23 protein-coding genes and 1 pseudogene are annotated in these 20,324 nt (G+C 66.0%); 9 read left to right on the top strand and 15 right to left on the bottom strand.

Features of this window, described 5'->3' with window-relative positions; translation table 11 throughout:
- Positions 1-365: 365 nt before the first annotated feature.
- Together icd and QA609_RS11455 are read right to left on the bottom strand one after the other, a co-directional pair.
- The gene (icd, locus tag QA609_RS11460) at positions 366-1,628 is read right to left on the bottom strand and encodes an isocitrate dehydrogenase (NADP(+)) (protein ID WP_278302741.1); all 1,263 of its coding nucleotides are present in this window, start codon (positions 1,626-1,628) and stop codon (positions 366-368) included.
- A gap of 197 nt (positions 1,629-1,825) precedes the next feature.
- Entirely contained in the window at positions 1,826-2,116 is a 291-nt protein-coding gene (locus QA609_RS11455) for a hypothetical protein (protein ID WP_278302740.1), read from the bottom strand.
- A 92-nt stretch (positions 2,117-2,208) separates the two neighbouring features.
- Here QA609_RS11455 and QA609_RS11450 point away from each other — a divergent pair, with 92 nt between their 5' ends.
- The 3 genes from QA609_RS11450 (at position 2,209) to map (ending at position 4,468) form a co-directional block, all read left to right on the top strand.
- Positions 2,209-3,126, top strand: coding sequence for an isoaspartyl peptidase/L-asparaginase (locus QA609_RS11450; protein ID WP_278302739.1), 918 nt, complete (start codon positions 2,209-2,211; stop codon positions 3,124-3,126).
- 263 nt (positions 3,127-3,389) lie between these two features.
- The gene (locus QA609_RS11445; protein WP_278302738.1) at positions 3,390-3,515 is read left to right on the top strand and encodes a hypothetical protein; all 126 of its coding nucleotides are present in this window, start codon (positions 3,390-3,392) and stop codon (positions 3,513-3,515) included.
- A 56-nt stretch (positions 3,516-3,571) separates the two neighbouring features.
- Positions 3,572-4,468 carry a type II methionyl aminopeptidase gene (gene map, locus QA609_RS11440; protein WP_278302737.1) on the top strand — a complete coding sequence of 299 codons (897 nt, stop codon included), beginning with the start codon at positions 3,572-3,574 and terminating at the stop codon, positions 4,466-4,468.
- A 13-nt stretch (positions 4,469-4,481) separates the two neighbouring features.
- Here map and QA609_RS11435 read toward each other — a convergent pair whose 3' ends face one another.
- Positions 4,482-4,682, bottom strand: a complete 201-nt coding sequence (locus tag QA609_RS11435; RefSeq protein WP_278290227.1) for a hypothetical protein — start codon at positions 4,680-4,682, stop codon at positions 4,482-4,484.
- A 252-nt stretch (positions 4,683-4,934) separates the two neighbouring features.
- Here QA609_RS11435 and QA609_RS11430 point away from each other — a divergent pair, with 252 nt between their 5' ends.
- The 3 genes from QA609_RS11430 (at position 4,935) to QA609_RS11420 (ending at position 6,921) form a co-directional block, all read left to right on the top strand.
- Positions 4,935-5,474 (top strand): HIT domain-containing protein, encoded by a 540-nt coding sequence (locus QA609_RS11430; protein ID WP_278302736.1) that lies wholly within the window; start codon positions 4,935-4,937, stop codon positions 5,472-5,474.
- A 78-nt stretch (positions 5,475-5,552) separates the two neighbouring features.
- Positions 5,553-6,428 (top strand): mechanosensitive ion channel domain-containing protein, encoded by an 876-nt coding sequence (locus tag QA609_RS11425; RefSeq protein WP_278302735.1) that lies wholly within the window; start codon positions 5,553-5,555, stop codon positions 6,426-6,428.
- An 82-nt stretch (positions 6,429-6,510) separates the two neighbouring features.
- On the top strand, positions 6,511-6,921 hold the full coding sequence (locus tag QA609_RS11420) for a cupin domain-containing protein (protein ID WP_278302734.1): 411 nt from the start codon (positions 6,511-6,513) through the stop codon (positions 6,919-6,921).
- Positions 6,922-6,940: 19 nt separating this feature from the next.
- Here QA609_RS11420 and QA609_RS11415 read toward each other — a convergent pair whose 3' ends face one another.
- Together QA609_RS11415 and QA609_RS11410 are read right to left on the bottom strand one after the other, a co-directional pair.
- Positions 6,941-7,177, bottom strand: a complete 237-nt coding sequence (locus tag QA609_RS11415) for a glutaredoxin domain-containing protein (RefSeq protein ID WP_278302733.1) — start codon at positions 7,175-7,177, stop codon at positions 6,941-6,943.
- A 56-nt stretch (positions 7,178-7,233) separates the two neighbouring features.
- Positions 7,234-8,487, bottom strand: coding sequence for a tRNA (N(6)-L-threonylcarbamoyladenosine(37)-C(2))-methylthiotransferase (locus QA609_RS11410; RefSeq protein ID WP_278302732.1), 1,254 nt, complete (start codon positions 8,485-8,487; stop codon positions 7,234-7,236).
- A gap of 148 nt (positions 8,488-8,635) precedes the next feature.
- On the opposite strand from QA609_RS11410, the pseudogene QA609_RS11405 reads away from it, so the two are divergent.
- Positions 8,636-9,678, top strand: a pseudogene (locus tag QA609_RS11405) (SDR family oxidoreductase).
- A gap of 74 nt (positions 9,679-9,752) precedes the next feature.
- Here QA609_RS11405 and QA609_RS11400 read toward each other — a convergent pair.
- The 3 genes from QA609_RS11400 to QA609_RS11390 all read right to left on the bottom strand — a co-directional run bounded on the left by QA609_RS11400 (position 9,753) and on the right by QA609_RS11390 (position 12,446).
- On the bottom strand, positions 9,753-10,313 hold the full coding sequence (locus QA609_RS11400) for a hypothetical protein (protein WP_278302731.1): 561 nt from the start codon (positions 10,311-10,313) through the stop codon (positions 9,753-9,755).
- Between the two features lie 121 nt (positions 10,314-10,434).
- Positions 10,435-11,214, bottom strand: coding sequence for an HAD-IIA family hydrolase (locus QA609_RS11395; protein WP_278302730.1), 780 nt, complete (start codon positions 11,212-11,214; stop codon positions 10,435-10,437).
- A gap of 212 nt (positions 11,215-11,426) precedes the next feature.
- Positions 11,427-12,446 carry an AI-2E family transporter gene (locus tag QA609_RS11390; protein ID WP_278302729.1) on the bottom strand — a complete coding sequence of 340 codons (1,020 nt, stop codon included), beginning with the start codon at positions 12,444-12,446 and terminating at the stop codon, positions 11,427-11,429.
- 114 nt (positions 12,447-12,560) lie between these two features.
- Between QA609_RS11390 and QA609_RS11385 the strand changes: the two genes are divergently transcribed.
- Positions 12,561-13,286 carry a DUF547 domain-containing protein gene (locus QA609_RS11385; protein WP_278302728.1) on the top strand — a complete coding sequence of 242 codons (726 nt, stop codon included), beginning with the start codon at positions 12,561-12,563 and terminating at the stop codon, positions 13,284-13,286.
- A 12-nt stretch (positions 13,287-13,298) separates the two neighbouring features.
- Here QA609_RS11385 and QA609_RS11380 read toward each other — a convergent pair whose 3' ends face one another.
- The 6 genes from QA609_RS11380 to QA609_RS11355 form a co-directional block, all read right to left on the bottom strand.
- Positions 13,299-13,847 (bottom strand): amphi-Trp domain-containing protein, encoded by a 549-nt coding sequence (locus QA609_RS11380; RefSeq protein ID WP_278302727.1) that lies wholly within the window; start codon positions 13,845-13,847, stop codon positions 13,299-13,301.
- 46 nt (positions 13,848-13,893) lie between these two features.
- On the bottom strand, positions 13,894-14,622 hold the full coding sequence (locus QA609_RS11375) for a nucleoside phosphorylase (RefSeq protein WP_278302725.1): 729 nt from the start codon (positions 14,620-14,622) through the stop codon (positions 13,894-13,896).
- Positions 14,623-14,721: 99 nt separating this feature from the next.
- Positions 14,722-15,018: a HalOD1 output domain-containing protein gene (locus QA609_RS11370; RefSeq protein WP_278302724.1), complete on the bottom strand. Its 297-nt coding sequence runs from the start codon at positions 15,016-15,018 to the stop codon at positions 14,722-14,724.
- A gap of 188 nt (positions 15,019-15,206) precedes the next feature.
- Positions 15,207-16,094, bottom strand: coding sequence for a carbohydrate kinase family protein (locus QA609_RS11365; RefSeq protein ID WP_278302723.1), 888 nt, complete (start codon positions 16,092-16,094; stop codon positions 15,207-15,209).
- A 37-nt stretch (positions 16,095-16,131) separates the two neighbouring features.
- A complete protein-coding gene (locus QA609_RS11360; RefSeq protein WP_278302722.1) occupies positions 16,132-16,944 on the bottom strand; it encodes a DUF63 family protein in 813 nt (270 codons plus the stop codon).
- Positions 16,945-17,012: 68 nt separating this feature from the next.
- Positions 17,013-17,993 carry a ribose 1,5-bisphosphate isomerase gene (locus QA609_RS11355; RefSeq protein ID WP_278302721.1) on the bottom strand — a complete coding sequence of 327 codons (981 nt, stop codon included), beginning with the start codon at positions 17,991-17,993 and terminating at the stop codon, positions 17,013-17,015.
- Positions 17,994-18,064: 71 nt separating this feature from the next.
- On the opposite strand from QA609_RS11355, the gene deoC reads away from it, so the two are divergent.
- Complete coding sequence (gene deoC / locus QA609_RS11350) at positions 18,065-18,700, top strand: deoxyribose-phosphate aldolase (RefSeq protein ID WP_278302720.1); 636 nt, start codon at positions 18,065-18,067, stop codon at positions 18,698-18,700.
- A 70-nt stretch (positions 18,701-18,770) separates the two neighbouring features.
- Here deoC and QA609_RS11345 read toward each other — a convergent pair.
- Positions 18,771-20,324: PQQ-binding-like beta-propeller repeat protein (locus tag QA609_RS11345; RefSeq protein ID WP_278302719.1), on the bottom strand; the 1,554-nt coding region annotated here is incomplete at its 5' end.

Here is a 20,324-nt window from a genome sequence, read left to right as displayed (position 1 = left end):
TGTACTCCCTCGAGTATCATGTCTTCGTTCCGACGTCTCTTCGATGGTACTTCATAATCTTCTCTATATCTCTCGTAACACTCGACGAAACTGATAGATACGAGAGCGATCTTCGGAGTTGTCGAACGTATCTACCCGGGTAATACGGTTTCTATAAGGAAGAATTCGTCCTGATTTTTAAAGCCCGTCACTATGTCGTCTCTAAAACGGAACCGCGTACTCCGGCGGTCCGGCCGAAACGAGGCTATTCTCCACCTAAACTGCTCCTCGAGCACCGGCAGATCAAAAAAGACAGATCAGAGCGCTCTCTACGAGAGCGTCTCGATATCATCAGGTGCCGAAGGCACCTGATCGTTCGAAACTGTCTACGACAGCTTTTCGATATTGCTGACGACTTCGTCGGCGTACTCGCTGGTGGCGAGCTTCTCGGCGTCCTCGAGCTGGCGCTCTAGGTCGTAGGTGACCTTGCCCGAGGAGATGGTCTCCTCGACGGCGTCGCGGACGAGGTCGGCGGCGTCGTGCCAGCCGAGGTACTCGAGCATCATGCGGCCCGAGAGGATCATCGCGGTCGGGTTGACCTTGTCCTGGCCCTCGTACTTGGGGGCGGAGCCGTGGACGGGCTCGGCCAGCAGGCGGCCGTCGCCGAAGTTCGACCCGGGCGCGATGCCGAGACCGCCGATCTGGGCGCCGGCGGCGTCGGACATGTAGTCACCGTTCAGGTTCATCGTCGCGATGACGTCGTACTCGTCGGTGCGGGTGAGGATCTGCTGGAGCATGTTGTCGGCGATGCGGTCGTTGACGACGAGCGTGTCGTCGTCGACCTCGCCGTCTTTCTCCTCCCAGAGGGTGTCCTCGGTGATGACCTCGTCGCCGTACTCCTCTTCTGCGACCTCGTAGCCCCAGTCGCGGAACTGGCCCTCGGTGAACTTCATGATGTTGCCCTTGTGGACCAGCGTGACCGAGTCGCGGTCGTGCTCTAAGGCGTAGTCGATCGCGCGGCGGACGAGTCGCTTCGTCCCGAACTCGGTGATCGGCTTGACGCCGATGCCGACGGGGCCGTCGTGGATGATGTCCGTCTGGCCCATCTCCTCTTCGACGAACTCCTTTACCTGTTCGACCTCGTCGGAGCCGGCCTCCCACTCGATACCGGCGTAGACGTCTTCCGTGTTCTCACGGAAGGTGACCATATCCATCTGCTCGGGCGATTTGACGGGCGACGGGACGCCGTCGAGGTGGTAGGTCGGCCGGACGTTCGCGTAGAGATCGAGCAGCTTGCGCAGACCGACGTTCAGCGAACGGAAGCCGGCGCCGACGGGCGTCGTCAGCGGGCCCTTGATCGCGACGCGGTGTTCCTTGATCGCCTCGACGGTCTCGTCGGGCAGGTTCTCGTCGTACTTCTCGCGGGCGGACTCGCCGGCGTAGACTCGCATCCAGTTGATATCGCGACCGGTCGCCTCGGCGGCGGCCTCCAGGACCTTCTGGGCGGCGGGGCCGACGTCGCTGCCGACACCGTCGCCATAGATGATCGGAATGATCGGGTTGTCGGGGACCTCCAGCTCGTCTTCGGTTCCCTCCTTCAGCGTGATCTTCTCCCCCTCCTCGGGGACCTCGATCTTGTCGTAGCTCATCTCGTCTGTATCGTGCTCCGATGGGGCTAAAAGGGCTCCCATTTCCGTCGATGTTGCGCCGGATTTTCCCCGTCAGCCGGCCGACCGCAGCCGATCGTCGAAAAATCCGCCCGAGGACCCCTCATACCGGTAAAACACAGTTTCGATCGTGACACTCCGATTCGTCGGTTGTCGAACCTACCTGCGACGAACGGCGATTACGGTGTCGGGTCGTCCGCTCCGTCGGTCGCCGTCTCCCAGTGTCGGACGAGGAGGGCGGCGCCGACGACTGCGATACCGCCGCCGCCCGCTCCGAGTAGCAGCCGTCCCGTCGCCGTCGACCACCCCAGTCTGCTCGCGCTCCAGAACCCGGCTAGCAGCGTGATCCCGAACACGAGGAGTGCGATTCCGCCCTGATACGGGGTGGGCTCGTCGCTGACGAGCAGCCGACTGACGGCGAGGACGGTCATCGCGGCACAGAATCCGGCGAGCAGGAGGGCCGACGTCATCCTCCACGGTGTTACTCAGCCCCGGCTAGTAAGTGTGTAGGGTTTCGGGGCGTCGCGAAACCGTTACCGTGCTCGCCTCACCAGAAGTCGGTATGCAGCTACTCGTCCACGGCGGCGCCGGGAGCACGCCGGAAGAGCCGGAACAGAGACGGCAGGTACTCGAGCGGGCGGCCGAAACCGGCGCCGAGCGAGCGACCACGGTCGGCGCCGTCGAGGCCGCGGTCGGCGTCCTCGAGTCCTCGCCCCGATTCAACGCGGGCGTCGGCAGCGCGGTCCAGAGCGACGGTCAGATTCGTACCGACGCGGGAATCATGACCGACGACCGCTCGGTCGGCGCGGCCTGCTCGATGCCCGACGTCGAACACGCCGTCGAGGTCGCTCGACTCGTCATGGAGGAGACGCCCCACGGGTTCGTCTCGGGCGACCACGCCGTCTCGCTGGCCGACGCCTTCGGCGTCGAGACGGACGTCGATCTCTGGTCCGAGCGTACGCGTGAGAAGTGGGCCGCCCTCGAACCGCCGAGCGGCGGTACCGAGAGCGAACTCGAGTGGATCCGCGAACGGTACGGCCGAACGGATCCCGATGGCCGCGACGAGGACCGGTCCGAGACCGATGCGGACGCCACGGACCTCGATCACGACACCGTCGGCGCGGTCGCGTTCGACGGCGAGGCCCTCGCCGCGGCGACGTCCACGGGTGGGCGCTGGCTCGCGCTCGCCGGCCGCGTCGGCGACGTCCCGCAGGTCGGCTCGGGCTTTTACTGCTGTCCTTCAGCGGCGGTCAGCGCGACCGGCGCCGGCGAGGACATCGCGCGGGCAACGCTCTCGAGGCGGGTCGCCGGCCACGTCGAGCGCGGCCTCGACGCCGACGCCGCCGCGGAGCTCGCGATCGAGGAGTTCGCCGAGCTCACCGGTGCGACCGCCGGCGTCATCGCCATCGACGCTCGAGGGCGATTGGGTTCGGCCTACAACAGCGACGGGATGCAAACCGCTCGAGCGACCGACCGCTAGCGACCCCCGAGGGGGCGTTCCGCCGGGTACGGACCGGTGGCCTCGAGGATCGGTCGGCGCGTGCGGCACCCGAACTGGCGTCTCTCACGCCGCGAGCGAAGACGCCCTCGAGCGATAAAACCGCGGCGACCGTTTCGCGTGATTGTGCGTCGTTTGTCCGAGTAACGGCTCGTTCACCGGCAGCATCGGTCCCGATCCGCCCGCCCCGAGTTCGACGATTGACGTGAGTACTTTTATTTATTGTCGTACCGAGTTCCGAATCGATGCTCAAGCCACCCCACCACGGCGCTCGGCAGTGCCCGGACTGTGAGACCACCCTCTCGAACGTCCAGGGTCTCGAGACCTGTCCGGCGTGTCGCTGGATCGCGCCGTCGGCGTCCGATCGGTAGCTCCTCGAGCGTCGGGAGACGGAACCTCTTTTTGCCGACCGGTGTAACTCCGGTACATGGCCGAATCCGAGGTGGACTTCGACTCCGAGAAGTACGAGAAACTCCGCGAAGCGGGGGAGATCCTCTCGCAGGTGCGTGCAGAGACCGTCGAGCGCGTCGAGGTCGGCGCGAGCCACCTCGAGGTCGCCGAGTACGCCGAGGACCGCATCCGGGAACTGGGCGGACAGCCGGCGTTTCCGGTGAACATCTCGATCGACGAGGAGGCGGCCCACGCGACCCCCTCGATCGACGACGAGTCGACGTTCGGCGAGGAGATGATCAACCTCGACATCGGCGTCTGCATCGACGGCTGGCTCGCCGACACCGCGATCACCGTCGACCACTCGGGCAACCCCGAACTGGCCGAGGCGCCCGAGCAGGCCCTCGAGGCGGCGATCGACATGATCGAGCCGGGCGTCGAGACCGGCGAGATCGGCGCCGAGATCGAGGACGTCATCACCAGCTACGGCTACAACCCCGTCGTCAACCTCACGGGCCACGGGCTGGGTCACTGGGAACAACACACCAGCCCGACGATCCCGAACCGCGCGGTTTCCCAGGGGACGACCCTGGAGATCGGCGACGTGGTCGCGATCGAGCCGTTCGCGACCGACGGCGGCGGGAAGGTCACCGAGGGCGCCAGCGAGGAGATCTTCGCCCTCGAGCGCGAGGGATCGGTTCGGAACCGGGACGCCCGCAAGGCCCTGGAGCAGATCACCGAGGAGTTCCGCACGCTCCCGTTCGCGACGCGCTGGCTCGAGACGAACCGGCCAGAGATGGCGCTGCGCCGACTCAAGCGAAACGACATCGTCCATGGCTATCCGGTACTGAAAGAGGACGAGGGCTGTCTCGTCAGTCAGAAAGAACATACGGTCATCGTCACCGAGGACGGCTGCGAAGTGACGACGGCCTGATTGCCACCGACTGCTAGGCGTTGTTCATCCGCTGGCTGGTCCGGGTCCCGCAGCGCTTGCACTCGGCGACGCGGTAGGGCTCCCGGGAGAACTGCGCGTTTTCCTCCTTGCGGCTCTCGGTACGAAGTTGCACCGACACCTCGTGTGGAGTGTCGAGGCCGCAGTCCTCGCAGTGCTCGGTCAGCCCGTTGAAGGAGTCGTCTGTAGTTGCCATTATCTATGCTTTCTCGCAGTACCATCTTAAACCTCTGTATCGTTTCGAGAAGTATACTGACTGGTTCGACGATCGGTCCGAGAGGCGTACGACTGTCCGAGAGCGTCCGATTGAGTTTATCGAGCACGCTGTGGCTACCACTTTGTCGGTCGAATCGATTCGTCATACAACGGCCGGACCGTGGTTCAGCTCTCGAATCGTTCCGTCGTCGTCGGTCGGTTCTACTATACGCGTCCCTCGAGTGGCGAACGTATGGAGCAGGTGTTCGCACCCTGGCGGATCGAGTGGATCAGACGCGAGAAGAAGAACCCGGACGTCGACTCCTGTGTCTTCTGTGAGTTTCCCGACCGAGAGGACGACCGAGAGAACCGCCTCGTCGCGCGCAGCGAGCACGCGTTCGTCCTGCTGAACAACTACCCGTACAACCCCGGTCACGTGATGGTCATTCCGTACGCCCATACGGGCGAGTACGGCGATCTCAGCGACGAGCAGCTGCTCGACCACGCGCGCCTGAAACAGCGCACCTTCGACGCCCTCGAGACGGGACTCGGGCCCGACGGGTTCAACGCGGGTCTGAACCTGGGCGACGGCGCCGGCGGTTCGATCGACGACCACCTCCATACTCACGTCGTCCCCCGCTGGGAGGGCGACACCAACTTCATGCCCGTCATCGGCGACACGTCGGTGATCGTCGAGGCCCTCGAGGACACCTACGACCACCTCCACGAGGCCTTCGCCGATCAGGAGGGCGCGAGCGTCCCCGACGAGGGCGGGGCCGTCGTCTTCGAGTGAGTCGTGACGTCCCCGACCGCCACATCGCCGCGGATGCTGGCCGAACCCTTGTATGGTTCGGCACCAAACCCGGAAGCCGTGCCGGAGCTGAGTTCGATCGAGGAGTTACTCGGCGCGTACCTCTCGCTGCTCGATAACTTCGCGACGTTTCTGGTGACGTTCGCGCTGATCTACGCCGTCGGACGGTTCGGCGTGCTCCCGGTTCTCCGGCTCGGACTGGAGTACCGGGAGACCGAGCGCACCCTCCGAGAGGGGATCGAGCGGGTCGCCGCGTTCGGCGTGGTCGTCGCCGCGCTCGTCGCCGGCCTCTCACTGGCCGGCCTCGATTTCATCCTCGAGCGGGCCGCGATCCTCGTCGCCGCCTTCACCGTCGCGCTCGGGTTCGCGGCCCAGAACGTGGTCGGCAACCTCGTCAGCGGCGTCTTCATCGTCACCGATCCGACGTTCAACATCGGCGACTGGATCCGCTGGAACGACAAGGAGGGCGTAATCAAGGACATCAGGTTCCGGTCGACGCGAGTTCGAACCTTCGACAACGAGGTGATCGCGGTCCCGAACTCCGAACTGACCGCGAACGCGGTCACCAACACCGTGCTCAACGGTCGGCTCCGACTGACGGTTCCCGTGCGAGTCGACTACGGCGACGACCTCGACGCCGTCGTCCGGATCCTCTCGGAGGCGGCAGCCGACAATCCGGACGTTCTCGAGCACCCGGAGCCGGTCGTGCGGGTTACGGATCTCGGCGAGACCGTCGAGGTCGTCGCCTCGATGTGGATCGCCGAGCCCGACCGTGTCACGTACGGTCGCATCCGGTCCGAGTACGCCCGCGAGATCGTCGATCGGCTCGAGGAGGCCGGCGTCGATCTCGGACGGACCGGTCCCCAGGAGATCGCGGGCGAGATCGGTGTCGTATCGAAGTCGGCGACGACCGACGAGAGTGCGCTCGATCGCTAACGTCTCCTGCGAACGGCCGAGCCGGCAATCTCGACCGCTCGACCGGACGCTTTTTGCCCCTCGTCTCCTCGACGTAGTACACATGGAGTACGAGGTGGTACACACCGACGACGTCCCGCTGACCGACCTCTCGGAGATCGACGAGGTTCCGTCGGACCTCCAGATGCGGGCGATCGACGACTTCCTTCCGAGCGAGCACGTCCAGCTCAAGCTCTGGTACTTCGAGCCCGGCGAGGAGATCCGGTACCACGCCCACGCCGAACAGGAGGAGCTGTACTTCGCCCTCGAGGGGGAGTTCGAGCTGACCCTCGGCCGCGACGGCGACACCGAGCGCCGCGAGGTCGAGGCCGGCGCGTTCTGGCTGGCCAGACCCGAGGTCGGCCACGGCCACCGCAACGTCGGCGACGAGGAGGGAATCGTCCTCGCGGTCGGCGCGCCGAACGTCGAGGACCCGGGACGGGATCCCCGCGAACTCGACGACGGGAGCGAGTAGCGGTCGTCCCGACGGAGCGTTAGGCGTAGTTGGCCTCGAGAAACTCCAGGATCCGCTCGGACTCGGCCATCGTCACGCCGTAGGAGTCGTCGACGACCACAGGGACCCCGCGCTGACCCGAGACTCGTTTTACCTCGTTGCGTTCGGAGTGAAGCGCCTCGACCCAGACGCTCTCGTAGTCGACCCCGAGGTCCTCGAGACGGTCAGCGACGGTCTCGCAGTACGGACAGCCCTCGAGCTGGTAGAGTTCGATCATCGCTCGCGAGTACGGACGGGAACAGGAAAAGTGTCGGTGTCGGTGACCCGCTCGGACTACACGGGCTCGCCGAACGCGTACATCGTCTCGTGGGCGGTAATCTCGAGATCGACGAAGTCACCGGGCTCGAGGCCGTGGTCGCCGGCGTTTTGTACGATGACCTGGCGGTACGCCGAGTCGCGACACTTCACCGAGTCGGCGGTTCCGTCCTCGACGACTAGGCAGTCCTCGCGGACCTCGCCGACCATCGCCTCGTAGGCCTCGCCGACGAGTTCGCGTTTGACGGCGCTCATCTCCTTCGAGCGCTCCTTCTTGATCGTCCCGCCCAGTCCCTTCATGTCGGCGGCGTCGGTTCCCGGCCGCTTCGAGAAGCGGGTGACGTTGATCTTCTCCGGGCGGGTCTCGCGGAGCAGCGCCATCGACTGGGCGTGATCGTGGTCAGTCTCGGTCGGGAAGCCGACGATGAAGTCCGTCGACAGCGTCCAGTAGTCGAGGCGGTCGTCGAACGTCTCGATCACCTCGAGGTACTCCTCGACCTGGTGCTGGCGGCGCATGTCGCCGAGTACGTCGTCCGAGCCGGACTGGACTGGGGCGTGCAGGAAGTCGTACAGCTCGTCGTTCGCGGCGAACACGTCGGCAAGTTCCTCGCGGATGCCGTGAACGCCCTTCGGGTTGGCCATCCCCACGCGGACTCGAAAGTCGCCCTCGAACTCGCAGATCTCCTCGAGCAGGCGGTGGAGCTTGCGCTCGCCCTCGTCCCAGCCGTAGACGCCGGTGTCCTGGCCCGTGATCCGCAGTTCCTTCGCGCCGGCGTGGATCAGCGCGCGGGCCTTCTCGACGTTCTCCTCGATCGACGGCGAGTCGATCTTGCCCGTTGCGCGCTTGGTGATGCAGTACGAGCAGTCGGACATGCAACCCCGCGCGATCGGGAGGATGCCGACGACGCCGTCCAGAATCGGCTCGGCGTCGGGGGTCGTCGTCGGACACTCGCCGTTCGTCACCGCCTCGGGAACCTCGTCCCAGTGGAGCACCCGCCCGTCGACGTCGGCCGCGGCGAACTCCTCGCCCTGGGCCAGCGCCATACAGCCCGTGATGTAGAGGTCGGCGGTCTCGTCGGCCAGTTCCTCGGCCCGGCGGAGCATGTTGCGCTCGGTCTTCTCGACGACGGTGCAGGTGTTGAGGATGGCCACGTCGGCTTCGTCGGGGCCGTCGACCCGGTGGTGGCCCGCGTCGCGGAGCCGTCGCTCGATCTCGCGACTCTCCCCGCGATTGGACGTGCAGCCGTACGTCTCGATGTGATACCGGGCCATCGTCGTTGTCACCCTTCGGGCCCCGCGAGCCAAAAGCCCGACGGATCGGGGGCGGTCTCGTCCGCCCGCACTACGGTACTCACGCCAGGCGATGCACGCGCATACAGGCCCCGAGCGCAAACCCATCGTTCCCGTTGGAACGATAGCGATGCTCCAGCGACTCACCGGCGAACGGAACGTCGAGGCGGAGCCGAAACCGCTCGCGGAACAGGTCGTCGTGATCACCGGCGCGTCCTCGGGGATCGGGCTGACGACCGCGCGGATGGCCGCGGACCGCGGCGCGCGGGTCGTCCTGGCAGCCCGCAGCGAGGACGCGCTCCGGGAGGCCGTCGAGGGGATCGAGGACGAGGGCGGCGACGCCACCTTCGTCGTCGCCGACGTCGGAGATCGCGAGGACGTCCGCGAGATCGCTCGCGTCGCCGAGGAGACCTACGGCGGGGTCGACACCTGGATCAACGGCGCCGCGGTCTCGATCTACGGTCGCCTCGAGGAGGTCCCCGTCGAGCAGCTGCGCGAGAGTTCGACACCAACGTCTGGGGGGTGCTGTACGGCTCGCTCGAGGCCCTCGAGGTCCTCGAGGACGGCGGGACGATCATCAACATCGGCAGTATCCTCTCGGATCGGTCCATCATGCTCCAGGGGAGCTACTCGGCGTCGAAACACGCCGTCAAGGCCTTCACCGACGCTCTGCGGATGGAACTCGAGGACGAGGGACGGCCGATCAACGTGACGCTCGTCAAGCCGGCCGCGATCGACACGCCCTATCCCCGGAACGCGGAGAACCACATGGACGAGGCGGCGACGATACCCGCGCCGGTGTACGCCCCCGATACGGTCGCGCGGGCGATGCTCCACGCGGCGGAACACCCCCAGCGGGAGGTCATCGTCGGGGGTGGGGGCAAGCAGTTCACGATACTCGGCAAGTCCGCCCCGAAGCTGATGGACACGCTGATGAAGACCGTCTTCGGTCCCCAGCAGCGCAAGGACGAGCCGCCGCGGCCGGACGGCGAGAGCGGGCTCTCCGAGCCCGCCGGTGAACTCGAGGAGCGCGGGGGCTACGAGGGACACGTCGCCGAGTCGAGCCTCTACACCAGGCTGCGACAGCGCGGACGGACGCCGAGCAGAGCGGCGTTCGGCCTCGGTTTCGCCGGGCTCGCGTACGCGGGGTACAGAGCTCTTACGGATCGGTGACTGGAGTCGATGAGCTCCGCGCTCGGGAGGAGGTCACCCCCGCCGATACAGGAACGGATCTACTCCCGGGTTCGCTATCCTCGCTTTACGAGCCAGCCGAGCGCTACCACTCCAAAAACGATGAAACTCGACCCGATCGCGACCCATTTTCCGAACGTAAATATCGGCACCAGATGGGGTAACACGGGTAGCTGATCGGGGTAGAGAACCATCACGACCGACGCTGAGACGTTCTCCAGGAAATCCAGCGCTACTGCCAGTATCGGGAGCAACACGGCGTATCTGATTCTCGAATTCTCCGTTGCTTGCCCGAAATAGGCGATGCCTGCCCAGAGAAACCAGCCGTAGGCAAGTGGCCAGGCGACGTCGAACGTGAACCGCGAGCGAACGTAGTGCCGTCTCCCGTCTTCTCCGTAGGCGCTCGCCATCTCGTAGAGATCCGACGCGGAGTAAACGAACGAGCCATCCGGCGTGGGGGTATCACCGAAATATGCCGCGTTTCTGCTGGCTTCCTCCGGGAGGATAACCGTGAGAAACACGACGAACGTGGCCGTCGCGAGGCCGACCATTCGACCACTGGCAAGCGAATCCGAAGTCTCGACGATTCGATGGCTCAGCGCGGCGAGCCGCTGCATACGATCAGCTTTCGTGGGCTGGTTGAAATAGTCTGCCAGTCCGGTTGAATCGGCCCACCGTTCCGAGCACGATACGCGCGGTTTCGAGCGTCCGGGCGTGGTTCCCCGATTCTGGATACGGTTACGACTCTCTGAGCACTGTCGAAACCTCCGCTAAGGAGGCGATCACGTGATCTGCAGGTCCCTCGGCGAGCAGCGGATCCGATCCGTCGACCAGCCCGGTGAGGACGAGGACCGTCGTCAGCCCGGCACGCCGTCCCATTTCGATATCCGTCTCCGGATTATCGCCGATCACCAGACAGTCGGCTGGATCCGTCTCGAGCGTGTCGAGGCTCACCTCGATAATCGGATCGTTCGGCTTGCCACAGACGACGTCGGGGTCACGGTCCGAAGCGTAGCTGACCGCTGCGAGCAACGCTCCGGCCCCGGGAACGAGTCCGGAGTCGGTCGGCACCTTTCGGTCGTCGTTGGTGCCGATAAACGCCGCTCCCGATTCGATTGCTCGCAGGCAGCGTGTGAGGGTATCGAAATCGAACGCCGTGTCCTTCCCGACCACGAGGACGTCCGCCTCGGCCGGATCGTCCGTCAGTGTCGCACCGGCCCGCGTGAGCTCATCAGTTACCGCTGGCTCCCCGACAGCCAGCACCGTTGCTGTCGGATACTCCCTCGTAACGTACGTCGCGGTCACTGACGCGCTCGTCAAGATGTCAGAAACGGCAGTTTCGATTCCGAGCGACGCGAGCCGGTCCCGGCACTCCTCTCGCGTCTTCGTCGAGGAGTTCGTGACAAAGACGATGTCGACGCCAGCATCACGGAGCAGTTCGATCCCTTCAGTTGCCCCGGGAACGGCGGTGTGAGATCTGTATACGGTTCCGTCGAGGTCGACGATCGCACCATCCATGATGGGCCTATATAGGGTAGGTTTCCAGCTCCGAAATCAGTTGCCTTCATCATTCACGGGTATTTCCGCCAGTTCACACAGAGGATGCGTTCACCAGACCGGGCAGTGTTCGTTCGAGAGCGGTACGATGACACAATACTAGCGGAAGCCCGCGCGTTCACTCGTGGGAGGACGTCACGGCGCGCCGTACGGTCGGCGAAACAGGACGTCGCCTACGTCGTTCCCGTCTCCTCCTCGAGCCGATCGTAGTTCTCGTCGAGGACGTTGACGGCGGCGATGAACGCGCCGACGACGACGGGACCGAAGAACACGCCCATGATGCCGAAGGCGTAGATCCCCCCGAGCACGCCGAGGATGATCACGGCGGGGCTGATCTCGGCGTAGCGATCGACGACGACGGGACGGAGGTAGTCGTCGGCGATTCCGACGACGATCGCGCTGTAGATCGCGAGCGCCGCGGCGAGGACGGGCTCGCCGGTCGCAAAGAGGTACAGTGAGGCAGGAACCCAGACGAACGGCGCGCCGATCAGCGGCACCAGCGAGAGGATCACCATGATGAACGTCCAGAACGCGGCGTTGGGGATGCCGACCGCGAACAGCCCCAGGCCGGCGATGACACCCTCGATGATCGCGATCAGAACGTGGCCCGCGAGGACGGCCCACGTGACCTCGTTGAGATCGCCGTAGAGGTCGTCCTGGACGTCGTCGGGAAGGGGCGTCCGCGCGCGGATCCAGTCCATGAGGTCGTCCCCGCTCTTGAGCAGGTAAAACAGCAGGAACAGCGCCAGTCCGAACCCGATCAGCGCGCTGGTGAGCGCGCTGAACCAGTCCGTCGCCTGCTCGAGAGCGATCGAGCCGATCTGCTGGGCGGAGTCGGCGACCGTCCCGACGATGTCGACCTCGAAGCCGGTCTCCTCCTCGATCAGCGCCTCGATCTCGGCGATCTGGAGATCGTCCGGATCGGTCTCCTGAATCAGCTCCGCCGCGTCCTCGGCGACGACCGCGGCGACGAGCACGAACGGAACGATGAAGCCGACGATCGCCAGTAAGACGAGCGAGAGCGCGGCGAGCGCCGGCGGGACGTACTCCTCGAGTCGCTGCTGGAGCGGAAAGAGCACGAACCCGAGCAGCAACGCGAGCAACACGTACTGGAAGAACGGCACGACGAGCTGCCAGGAGAGGTAGGCGAATATCGTGACGAGAACGAGTAGATACCCTTTGCTGCGGTTCACGACTAGGCATCCGTCGGCGCAACGATAAAAGCGGACCCGACATGTTCCACGACCGGAGTGTCGTAGCCAGTCGCAACACGCCTTCAAGAAGCTGGTTCGCCTAGCTTAGTTCGGATGTCGACCCAGCTCGATCCCCTCTCGCTGTCGGCCGATCTTCTCTACACGGTCAAGACCGAGGGCGACCACGACGGGTTGCGAACGCACCTGGCGACGCTCGAGCGCCCCCGCCTCGAGCGAGCGCTCTCGAGCCGCGAGCGACGGCTGGCGTTCTGGCTCAACTGTTACAACGCCTACGCCCAGCTGTTGCTCGAGGAGTCGCCCGAACTCCTCGAGGGCGGGCTCGTCGACCGCTGGACGTTCTTCGGCCGCGATCGGATCCCCGTCGGCGGCGTCTGGCTGAGTCTCAACGATATCCAACACGGGATGCTCCGCCAGTCGAAACACCCCTGGGGCTTCGGCTACGTTCCACGGCCGTTCCCCTCCCGGTTCGAGCGCCGCTTCCGCCTCGAGGAGTGCGATCCGCGGATCCACTTCGCGCTGAGTCGCGGCGGCGATCACTGTCCGCCGATCGCCGTCTACTCGGGGGCCGACGTCGACGAGGACCTGGATATCGCGATCCGCTGGTACCTGGAGGAGACCGTCGGCTACGACTCCGACGACGGCGTCGCGACCGTGCCGCGGCTCTTCTGGCGGTACCGAGGCGACTTCGGCGGCAAGCGCGGCATCCTCGGCTTCCTGCGGGAGTACGAAGCGATTCCGGAGACCGCGTCGCCGACCCTCGAGTACGAGCGTGTCACCCGTCGGGAAACCCTCGAGCTCGAGGCGACCCTCGAGCGCTGAGCCGTCACCGAACTACTCGTCGCGGCGCTCGATCCGTGCGCTCGGCGCGTTCCGCATGACGCCTCGCGCGGCCCGCTCGGCGTTCGACCGGGAGGCGTACCCCTCGCCGCTGTCGGCGATCACGTTGCCGTTCCAGTGGACGAGTCGCCAACGCCACTCCTCGGCGCGGTCCTCGTACACCTCGAAGCGGCTTCGCCGGCCTGGCGACTCGCTCGTCTCGACGCGATCGCTCGCCTCGTCGGCGTCCGTACTCGCGCTCTCGTCGCCGGCGGTCGTCTCGGCGTCTTCGACACCCTCCCCTGGCCCGGCGTCCGTGACGCGGATGCCGGTTCCGTCGGAATCGTCCCACTCCAGCTCGAACTCGAGTTCGGTCCGCCCGTCCTCGTGTTCGCCCTCGAGTTCGGCGACGACGTCCGCGGGGACGTCGATCGTGAGCCGGCGCTCGCCGCTGTGCAGTTCGACGGGGGTTTCGGCCTCGAGGGCGACGGCGAACTCCCGAAAGATAGCTGCCAGTTCGTCGCGATCGTAGGCGTGCTCGAGTTCGAACAGTGGTTCTCCCATATGTCCGGTACAACCCATGACGGGTTAGGGTTTCACCAGGAACGGCTTAGAGCTGGGTCGTCGCCTCGAGCGCGATGTCGATCGCCCGGCCGACGTTGTTCTTCGCCTTCTCCGGGAGTTCGTCGTCCTCGGTGTCGGTCCCCTTCTGGGTGCCCTCGACGAGGTTGCCGTCGACGGTACAGATCGCGCCCGCGCTGAGTCCGCGTCGACGAGCCAGCGTAAAGACCGCAGCAGCCTCCATCTCGACCGACAGCAGGCCCGCGTCCTCCCAGTCGGTGACGTGTTCGTCCGTCTCGGCGTAGTAGGCGTCGTCGGAGGCGATCGGGCCGACATGGACCTCCTCGTCGTTCGCTTCGGCGGAGTCGACCAGCGAGGACAGCACCTCGTAGTCGGGAACGGCGGGGTACTCGACGTCCTCGTAGCGCTTCGAGGTCCCCTCGTTTTTCGCGGCGCCGGTCGCGACGATCATGTCGCCGATCTCGATGTCGGACTGGAGCGCGCCCGTCGTCCCGACGCGGATGAACGTCTCGACGCCGACGTTGGCTAACTCCTCGAGCGCGATCGCCGCCGAGGGACAGCCGATCCCCGTCGAACAGATCGTCAGCTCGCGGTCGCCGTAGGTGGCGTTGACGACCTTGTACTCGCGGTTCTGGGCGACGGTCTCGGACTCGTCGCAGTGATCGGCGATCCGATCGACGCGACCCGGATCGCCCGGGATCAGCGCGATATCCGTCAGGTCTCCCTCCTCGACCAGCAGGTGTGGCTGCGTTGCCATAGCCTCGCGTTCCGCGGGCGACGAGAAAAAAGGTTCGAGGCCGTGCCGGCCTCGAGAGCACCCCCGGAGCCGTCGTCGACGCTCGAGCGCGCAGTCGGCCTACCCGGTTACCTCTACTTGCTCCGGGCTGACGGTGACGGTTACGTCGTCGACGTCGAAGACGACCGTTCCGGTCGACCGATCGCCGCCGCCGTAGGTGCGGACGAACAGCGAGTCGAGCGCCTCGGGGTCGATGTAGTCGTACAGCCGGATGCTGGAGTCGGTAACGTCTTCACCGTGGTACGTCGCGAGCGCCGTCGCGACGGCGATACTCGGCGGTTCGTTGTCGTCTCGGTCGTACTGGACGCGCTGACCGAACCCACATCCAGGGGTGTTAGGTGTCGTTCGTTCGTTCATGTCTCTCAGTCACGTCGCCGTGACTCCCTAACGGACTGGCCAACGGCACTCGACAAATAGGTACCGCCGGGAAACATCCGATGAGAACCGCCGGACGCGGACGCTCTCATCCGTTCGTCATGCACTCGTCGTTCGTGTGTCAGACACCTATCCGCGTTCTATCATAGCTGATCATATAAAATAATCCGTCAGTGGCGATCACTGAGAAACGCCTCGACCTCGGCAGCCGACGGAACGCTCCGTGCCCCCTTCCGTCCGGCAGTCAGCGCGCCGCAGGCGTTGGCGTACTCGAGCGCTCGGTCGGGATCGAACTCGTCGTCGGCGACCATCGTCGCGAGGAAGCCGGCGGCGAAGGCGTCGCCGGCGCCCGCGGTGTCGACCGTCTCGACTTCGAACCCGGGGTGGACGTGGTCGCCGTCGGGCGTGTGGAGCAACGCCCCGTCGGCGCCGTGTTTGACGACGACGAACCGATCGTCGAACGCCGAGTCGTTGTACTCGGCCTCGAGCATCGCCTCGGCCTCGCGATCGTTGACGAAGATCACGTCCGCGAGTGCGAGGGCGTCGCCGAAGTCCCGCTCGCCCAGACGACGGCCGGGATCGAAGCTGACGGTGACACCGGCCTCGCTGGCGATCGACGCGATCTCGGCGGCGGTGTCGGGGCGCTGGCTCGTCAGGTGGACGTGACTCGCCGCCCGGATCCGCTCGGGCTCGAGGTCGGCCGGCTCGACGGCCTCGTTGACGCCGTCGTTGCCGAGGACGGCGACCTCGCCGCTGTCTTCGACCAGCAGGTACTTGACGGCCGTCTCGGCGTCCTCGACGATTCGAACGCCGTCGATCGAGACTCCGGTCTCCTCGAGTTCGTGACGGGCGAGCAGTCCGTTGTCGTCGTCGCCGACGCTGCCGACGAGTCCGACGTCGACCTCGAGGCCGGCCAGCGTCGCGGCGACGTTCGCCGCGCTGCCGCCGCCGGACTGCTGCTGAGAGCGGATCGAGGCCTCGCCGTCGGCGACCGGGAGTCGATCGATACGAAGCGTCACGTCCCAGTTGACGTGACCCGCAGTGAGGACGGTAACCATAGCAGATTATCAACAGAGGGCGCGGGGGGCAAAAAGTCTAGGTGACGAGAAACAGGAGTACGTTGTGCGCGCCCGGTCCGAGCCCGACCGCAGCGAGGAGGGCGAGCAGCGCCCGACCCTGTCGCGGAGCGTCCTCGACGTACTCTCGGAACAGGCCGACGATGACCAGCGCCAGCGCGATCTTGACGACCACGAACAGCCAGCCGCCCCCGACGTACTCTGCCGTCGGGAGAGCGTGGCCCGCCTCGAGGATCACAAGCGAGAGCGGAACCTCCTCGCTGGCTCCGAGGACGTCGAAGCCGATCGCCGTCGAGATCCCGTCCAAGGTGTGGCCGAAGACGACCAGCGCTCCCGTCGTACCCGTGACGGCGACGACGTCCCCGTAGCGTCGCCCGAAGACGACCCAGACGCCGGCCGTGACCAGCACCGTCAGGACGACCGAGAGGACGGGCCAGAAGACGTCGCCGAACCCGCCCTGGACGCCGACGGCGGTCGCTGCGGCGCCGCCGAACCCGAGCGTGCCGACGGCGGCGACCGGGGGCTCGCTCGAGACGGTTCCGGCTCGCTCGAGGGCGATCCCGGCGAGCCAGACGGCGCCGGCGACGATCCCCGTTATGACGTAGACGCTCGGCGTGCCAAAGAGCACGGCGAGGTCGTCGGGGTAGGCCCCGAGCCGGTGGAGGACGTGCAGGCTCGAGCCGAACACCATCCAGGGGACGAAAGCGAGCACCGTCCGATCGGTCACGGGTGGGTCGGCCGACCACAGCGCCGCGGCGACGGCGACGGCTGCCACCGCGAGCGGGACGAGAAACTGCGCGGGCGGGAGCGCGAACCCCTCGGGAAGCACCATACTCGAGTTGGAACACAGCAGCGACTAACCGTTTCCGATCCGAACCGCCTCGAGTCGCCACCCCGCAGCTACATCTCCCAGGGTTCGCCGGTCGTCTCGCCGAACAGCTCCCGCATGAGCGTGACGATGCTCTCGGGCGGGAACTGGCCCCGTTCGGTGACGATCGCGTCGACGTGTCTTGGGGGGGTGACGTCGAACGCGGGGTTCTCTACCGAGAGGCCGTCGTCCGCGCGGTCGCCGCCGGTGATGTCGGCGTACTCCGTCTCCGAGAGCACCTCCGACTCGTCGCGCATCTCGATCTCGACGGTGTGACCCGTCATCGTGTCGGGGTGGAGCTTGATCGTCTGGGCGGCGACCATCACCGGGACGCCACGCTCGCGGGCGTTGACCGCCAGTCCGCTGGTCCCGATCTTGTTGATGACGCTGCCGTCGGCGGCGATGCTGTCGGCCCCGACCAGGACGTGGTCCGCGTCGTCGAGGTAGCGGCGAGCCGCGTTGTCGACGACCAGCGTCACGGGAACGTCCCACTCGCGGAGCTGTTCGGCCGTGATGTGGCCCTGCTTTCGCGGTCGGGTCTCCTTGACGATCGCCTCGACGTGTTTGCCCGCATCCAGCGCCGCCTCGACGCAGGACAGTGCGTCGGTCGAGTGACAGTGAGTCATCACCACGTCGCCGTCACGTAAGCGATTCGCCCCGACCTCGCCGAGCCGTTCCTGGGCCTGCTCGAGGTCCGCCTGGAACTCCCGTGCTTGGGCGATCGTCGACTCCCGAAGCTCCGAGACGGTCCCGCCCTCGATTCCCCTGAGCACGTACCGGAGCGCGTTCGGGAGGCTCACGGCGGTCGGACGGGTCTCGTACAGTTCCCTGGCGGCGGCGCGTAGCTGATCGCGGAACGCGTCGGGTGTCGCAGCGTCGGAGTGTTCGGCCTGTGTGGCGAGCGCCTCCGCTGCAGCGTCCCCGATCGCCGCTGCGCCGCGGATCTCCATCGTCGCGATATCGTCGGCCGTCGCCTCGACGACGGGGGCGACACTGGGTTGCTCCTCGTCCATGGCGCCCAGTACCCACCGAACCCAAATAAGGGATCGGACGGATTTTTGACCGTTCGGCGAGTCGACCCGGTATGGATCGCGACGAACTCGCTCCCCTGATCGACCACACCGTCCTCGGCCCCGAGACCGCTATCGCCGACGTCGAGGACGTCCTCGACGCCGCCGCCGACCACGGGATGAACGCCTGCATCCCGCCCTACGCCGTCGAACACGCTGCCGACTACGCGCCCGAGGTCACCGTCGCGACCGTGATCGGCTTCCCCCACGGCCAGAACGGCCCCGACGTGAAACGCCGCGAGGGGGTCCTCGCCTGGAAGGCCGGCGCCGACGAGCTCGACGTCGTGCTCAACGTCGCCAACGTCAAAACGGGCCGGCTCGAGGCCGTCGAGGCCGAGCTCGCGGAACTCGTCGCGGCCGTCCCGATCCCGGTGAAGGTGATCCTCGAGACGGCCCTGCTGACCGACGACGAGAAACGCGACGCCTGCGAGGCCGCCCGCGAGGCCGACGCCGCGATGGTCAAGACCTCGACGGGCTTCGCCGACGGCGGCGCGACGGTCGCGGACGTCGAACTCATGAGCGAGTTCCTTCCAGTCAAAGCGAGCGGCGGCGTCGGCAGCTACGACGAGGCAATGGCGATGCTCGAGGCCGGCGCCGAGCGCATCGGCGCCTCGAGCGGGGTCGAGATCCTCGAGGGCGCGCCGGAGTAGCACGGCAACGTCTCGATTTCTACCGATCGAATCGTCGAAAGAGCGTCGTTGACGGTGCCGCGACGGACCGCTAGTTCGCGGGTTCGTCCGCGGATTCTGCCTTTTCGTTCACCGACTCCGTCGACGTGTCGGCTGCGGCCCGTCGGCGCAGCCACTCGAGTCCTAACGCACCGCCGGCGATACCTGCACCGGTGGTGAACCCGGGAACGGCGTCGTCGTCAGCGGTTTCGGCGTCCGTTCCGTCTCCCTCGTCCGTATCGTCGTCTTCGTCGTCGGCGTCCGGCTCGTCCTCACTTTCGGTCCCGTCGTCTCCGTTCGGATCGTCGTCTCCGTTCGGATCGTCGTCTCCGTTCGGATCGTCGTCTCCGTTCGGATCGTCGTCCTCGCCGATACCGTCGTTCTCGTCGTCGCCCTCGGCTTCGTCGTCGTCTTCCTCTTCCACGCCGTACTGCTCGTCACCGTCGTCTTCCTCGTCTTCACCGTCACTGCTCTCTTCGTCGTCGTCCTCCGGGTCGTCGCCGTCCGGCTCTTCCTCGTCGTCCGCTTCACCCTCGTCCTCGTCATCGTCTTCCGGCTCTCCTTGGTCGTCATCATCCGGATCCCCGCCGTCTTCATCCTGTTCGTCCCCGCTGTCGTCTTGCTCGTCTTCGTCACCGTCGCCGGGTTCCTCGTCGTCTTCGCCTTCATCGCTATCGTCTCCGTCATCGGGCTCTGCCCGGAGCGCCACGAGGTCCCCCTCGTGATTGGCGTAGAGCGTATCGCCACTGACGGCCAGTACCTCGCCGACCGGGAGGTCGTCGACCGAAATCGCCCACCGCTCACTTCCGTCGTACTTGTCGAGCGCGACGAGTTCGCCGTTGTACTCCCCGGACGTGTCCGGCGTCTCGTGGAAGTAGGCGTAGACGGTGTCGCCGGCGATCACGGCGCTTCTGACGTTTCGACCCGCGTCTACCTCCCAACTGTACTCGTCGCCGTCGATCGAGTGTCCGACCAGCGCGTCGGCGTTGTAGCCGGCGACGTAGATCTCCTCGCCGAGCGTGACGTTGATTCCCTCGGCTGACACCTTCCGGAGATCGTCGCCCGTTTGCGCATCGAGGAGGACTCGTGCGTAGTAGTCGACCCTGCCGACGGTGACCGCGGCAGTCGTCGCTCGAGCCTGCGGTTCTCTGTCGTAGTTCGAACGACCCCGCCACACCTCGTCACCGGTTTCGGGATCGAGCGCCAGCGTCGCTCCTTCTTGGAACTCTTCTCCTGCGCCGGCGTAGACAACCCCGTTCGCCGCTGCGGTCGTAGGGAGGAAGTCGTGTTCCTCCTCGTCCCCCTCGCCAAGTGGTTCGACGGCGATCGACTCGATCTCCCACCGAACCGACCCGTCTGCCGTCTCGAGGGCGTACAGCGTCCCGTCGACGACGACGAAGACGGTATCGTAGGCGACGGTCTGGCTCTGGATCGAGTCCTCCGGTTCGAACTCGGTCTGCCAGCGAATCGAGCCGTCGGCGACGTCGAGTGCGAACAGTTCGTCGCCGGTGACGTAGACGGTGTCGTCGACGACCGACGGCGCGTTCGCGTCGATCTCGGCGTTCTCCCAGATCGTCGAGCCGTCGGTGGTGTCGAGCGCGAGAAC

Source organism: Natronococcus sp. A-GB7 (genome assembly GCF_029688865.1).
In the GTDB taxonomy this organism is placed as follows: Archaea; Halobacteriota; Halobacteria; order Halobacteriales; family Natrialbaceae; genus Natronococcus.
This window is presented reverse-complemented; position numbering and strand designations above follow the sequence as displayed.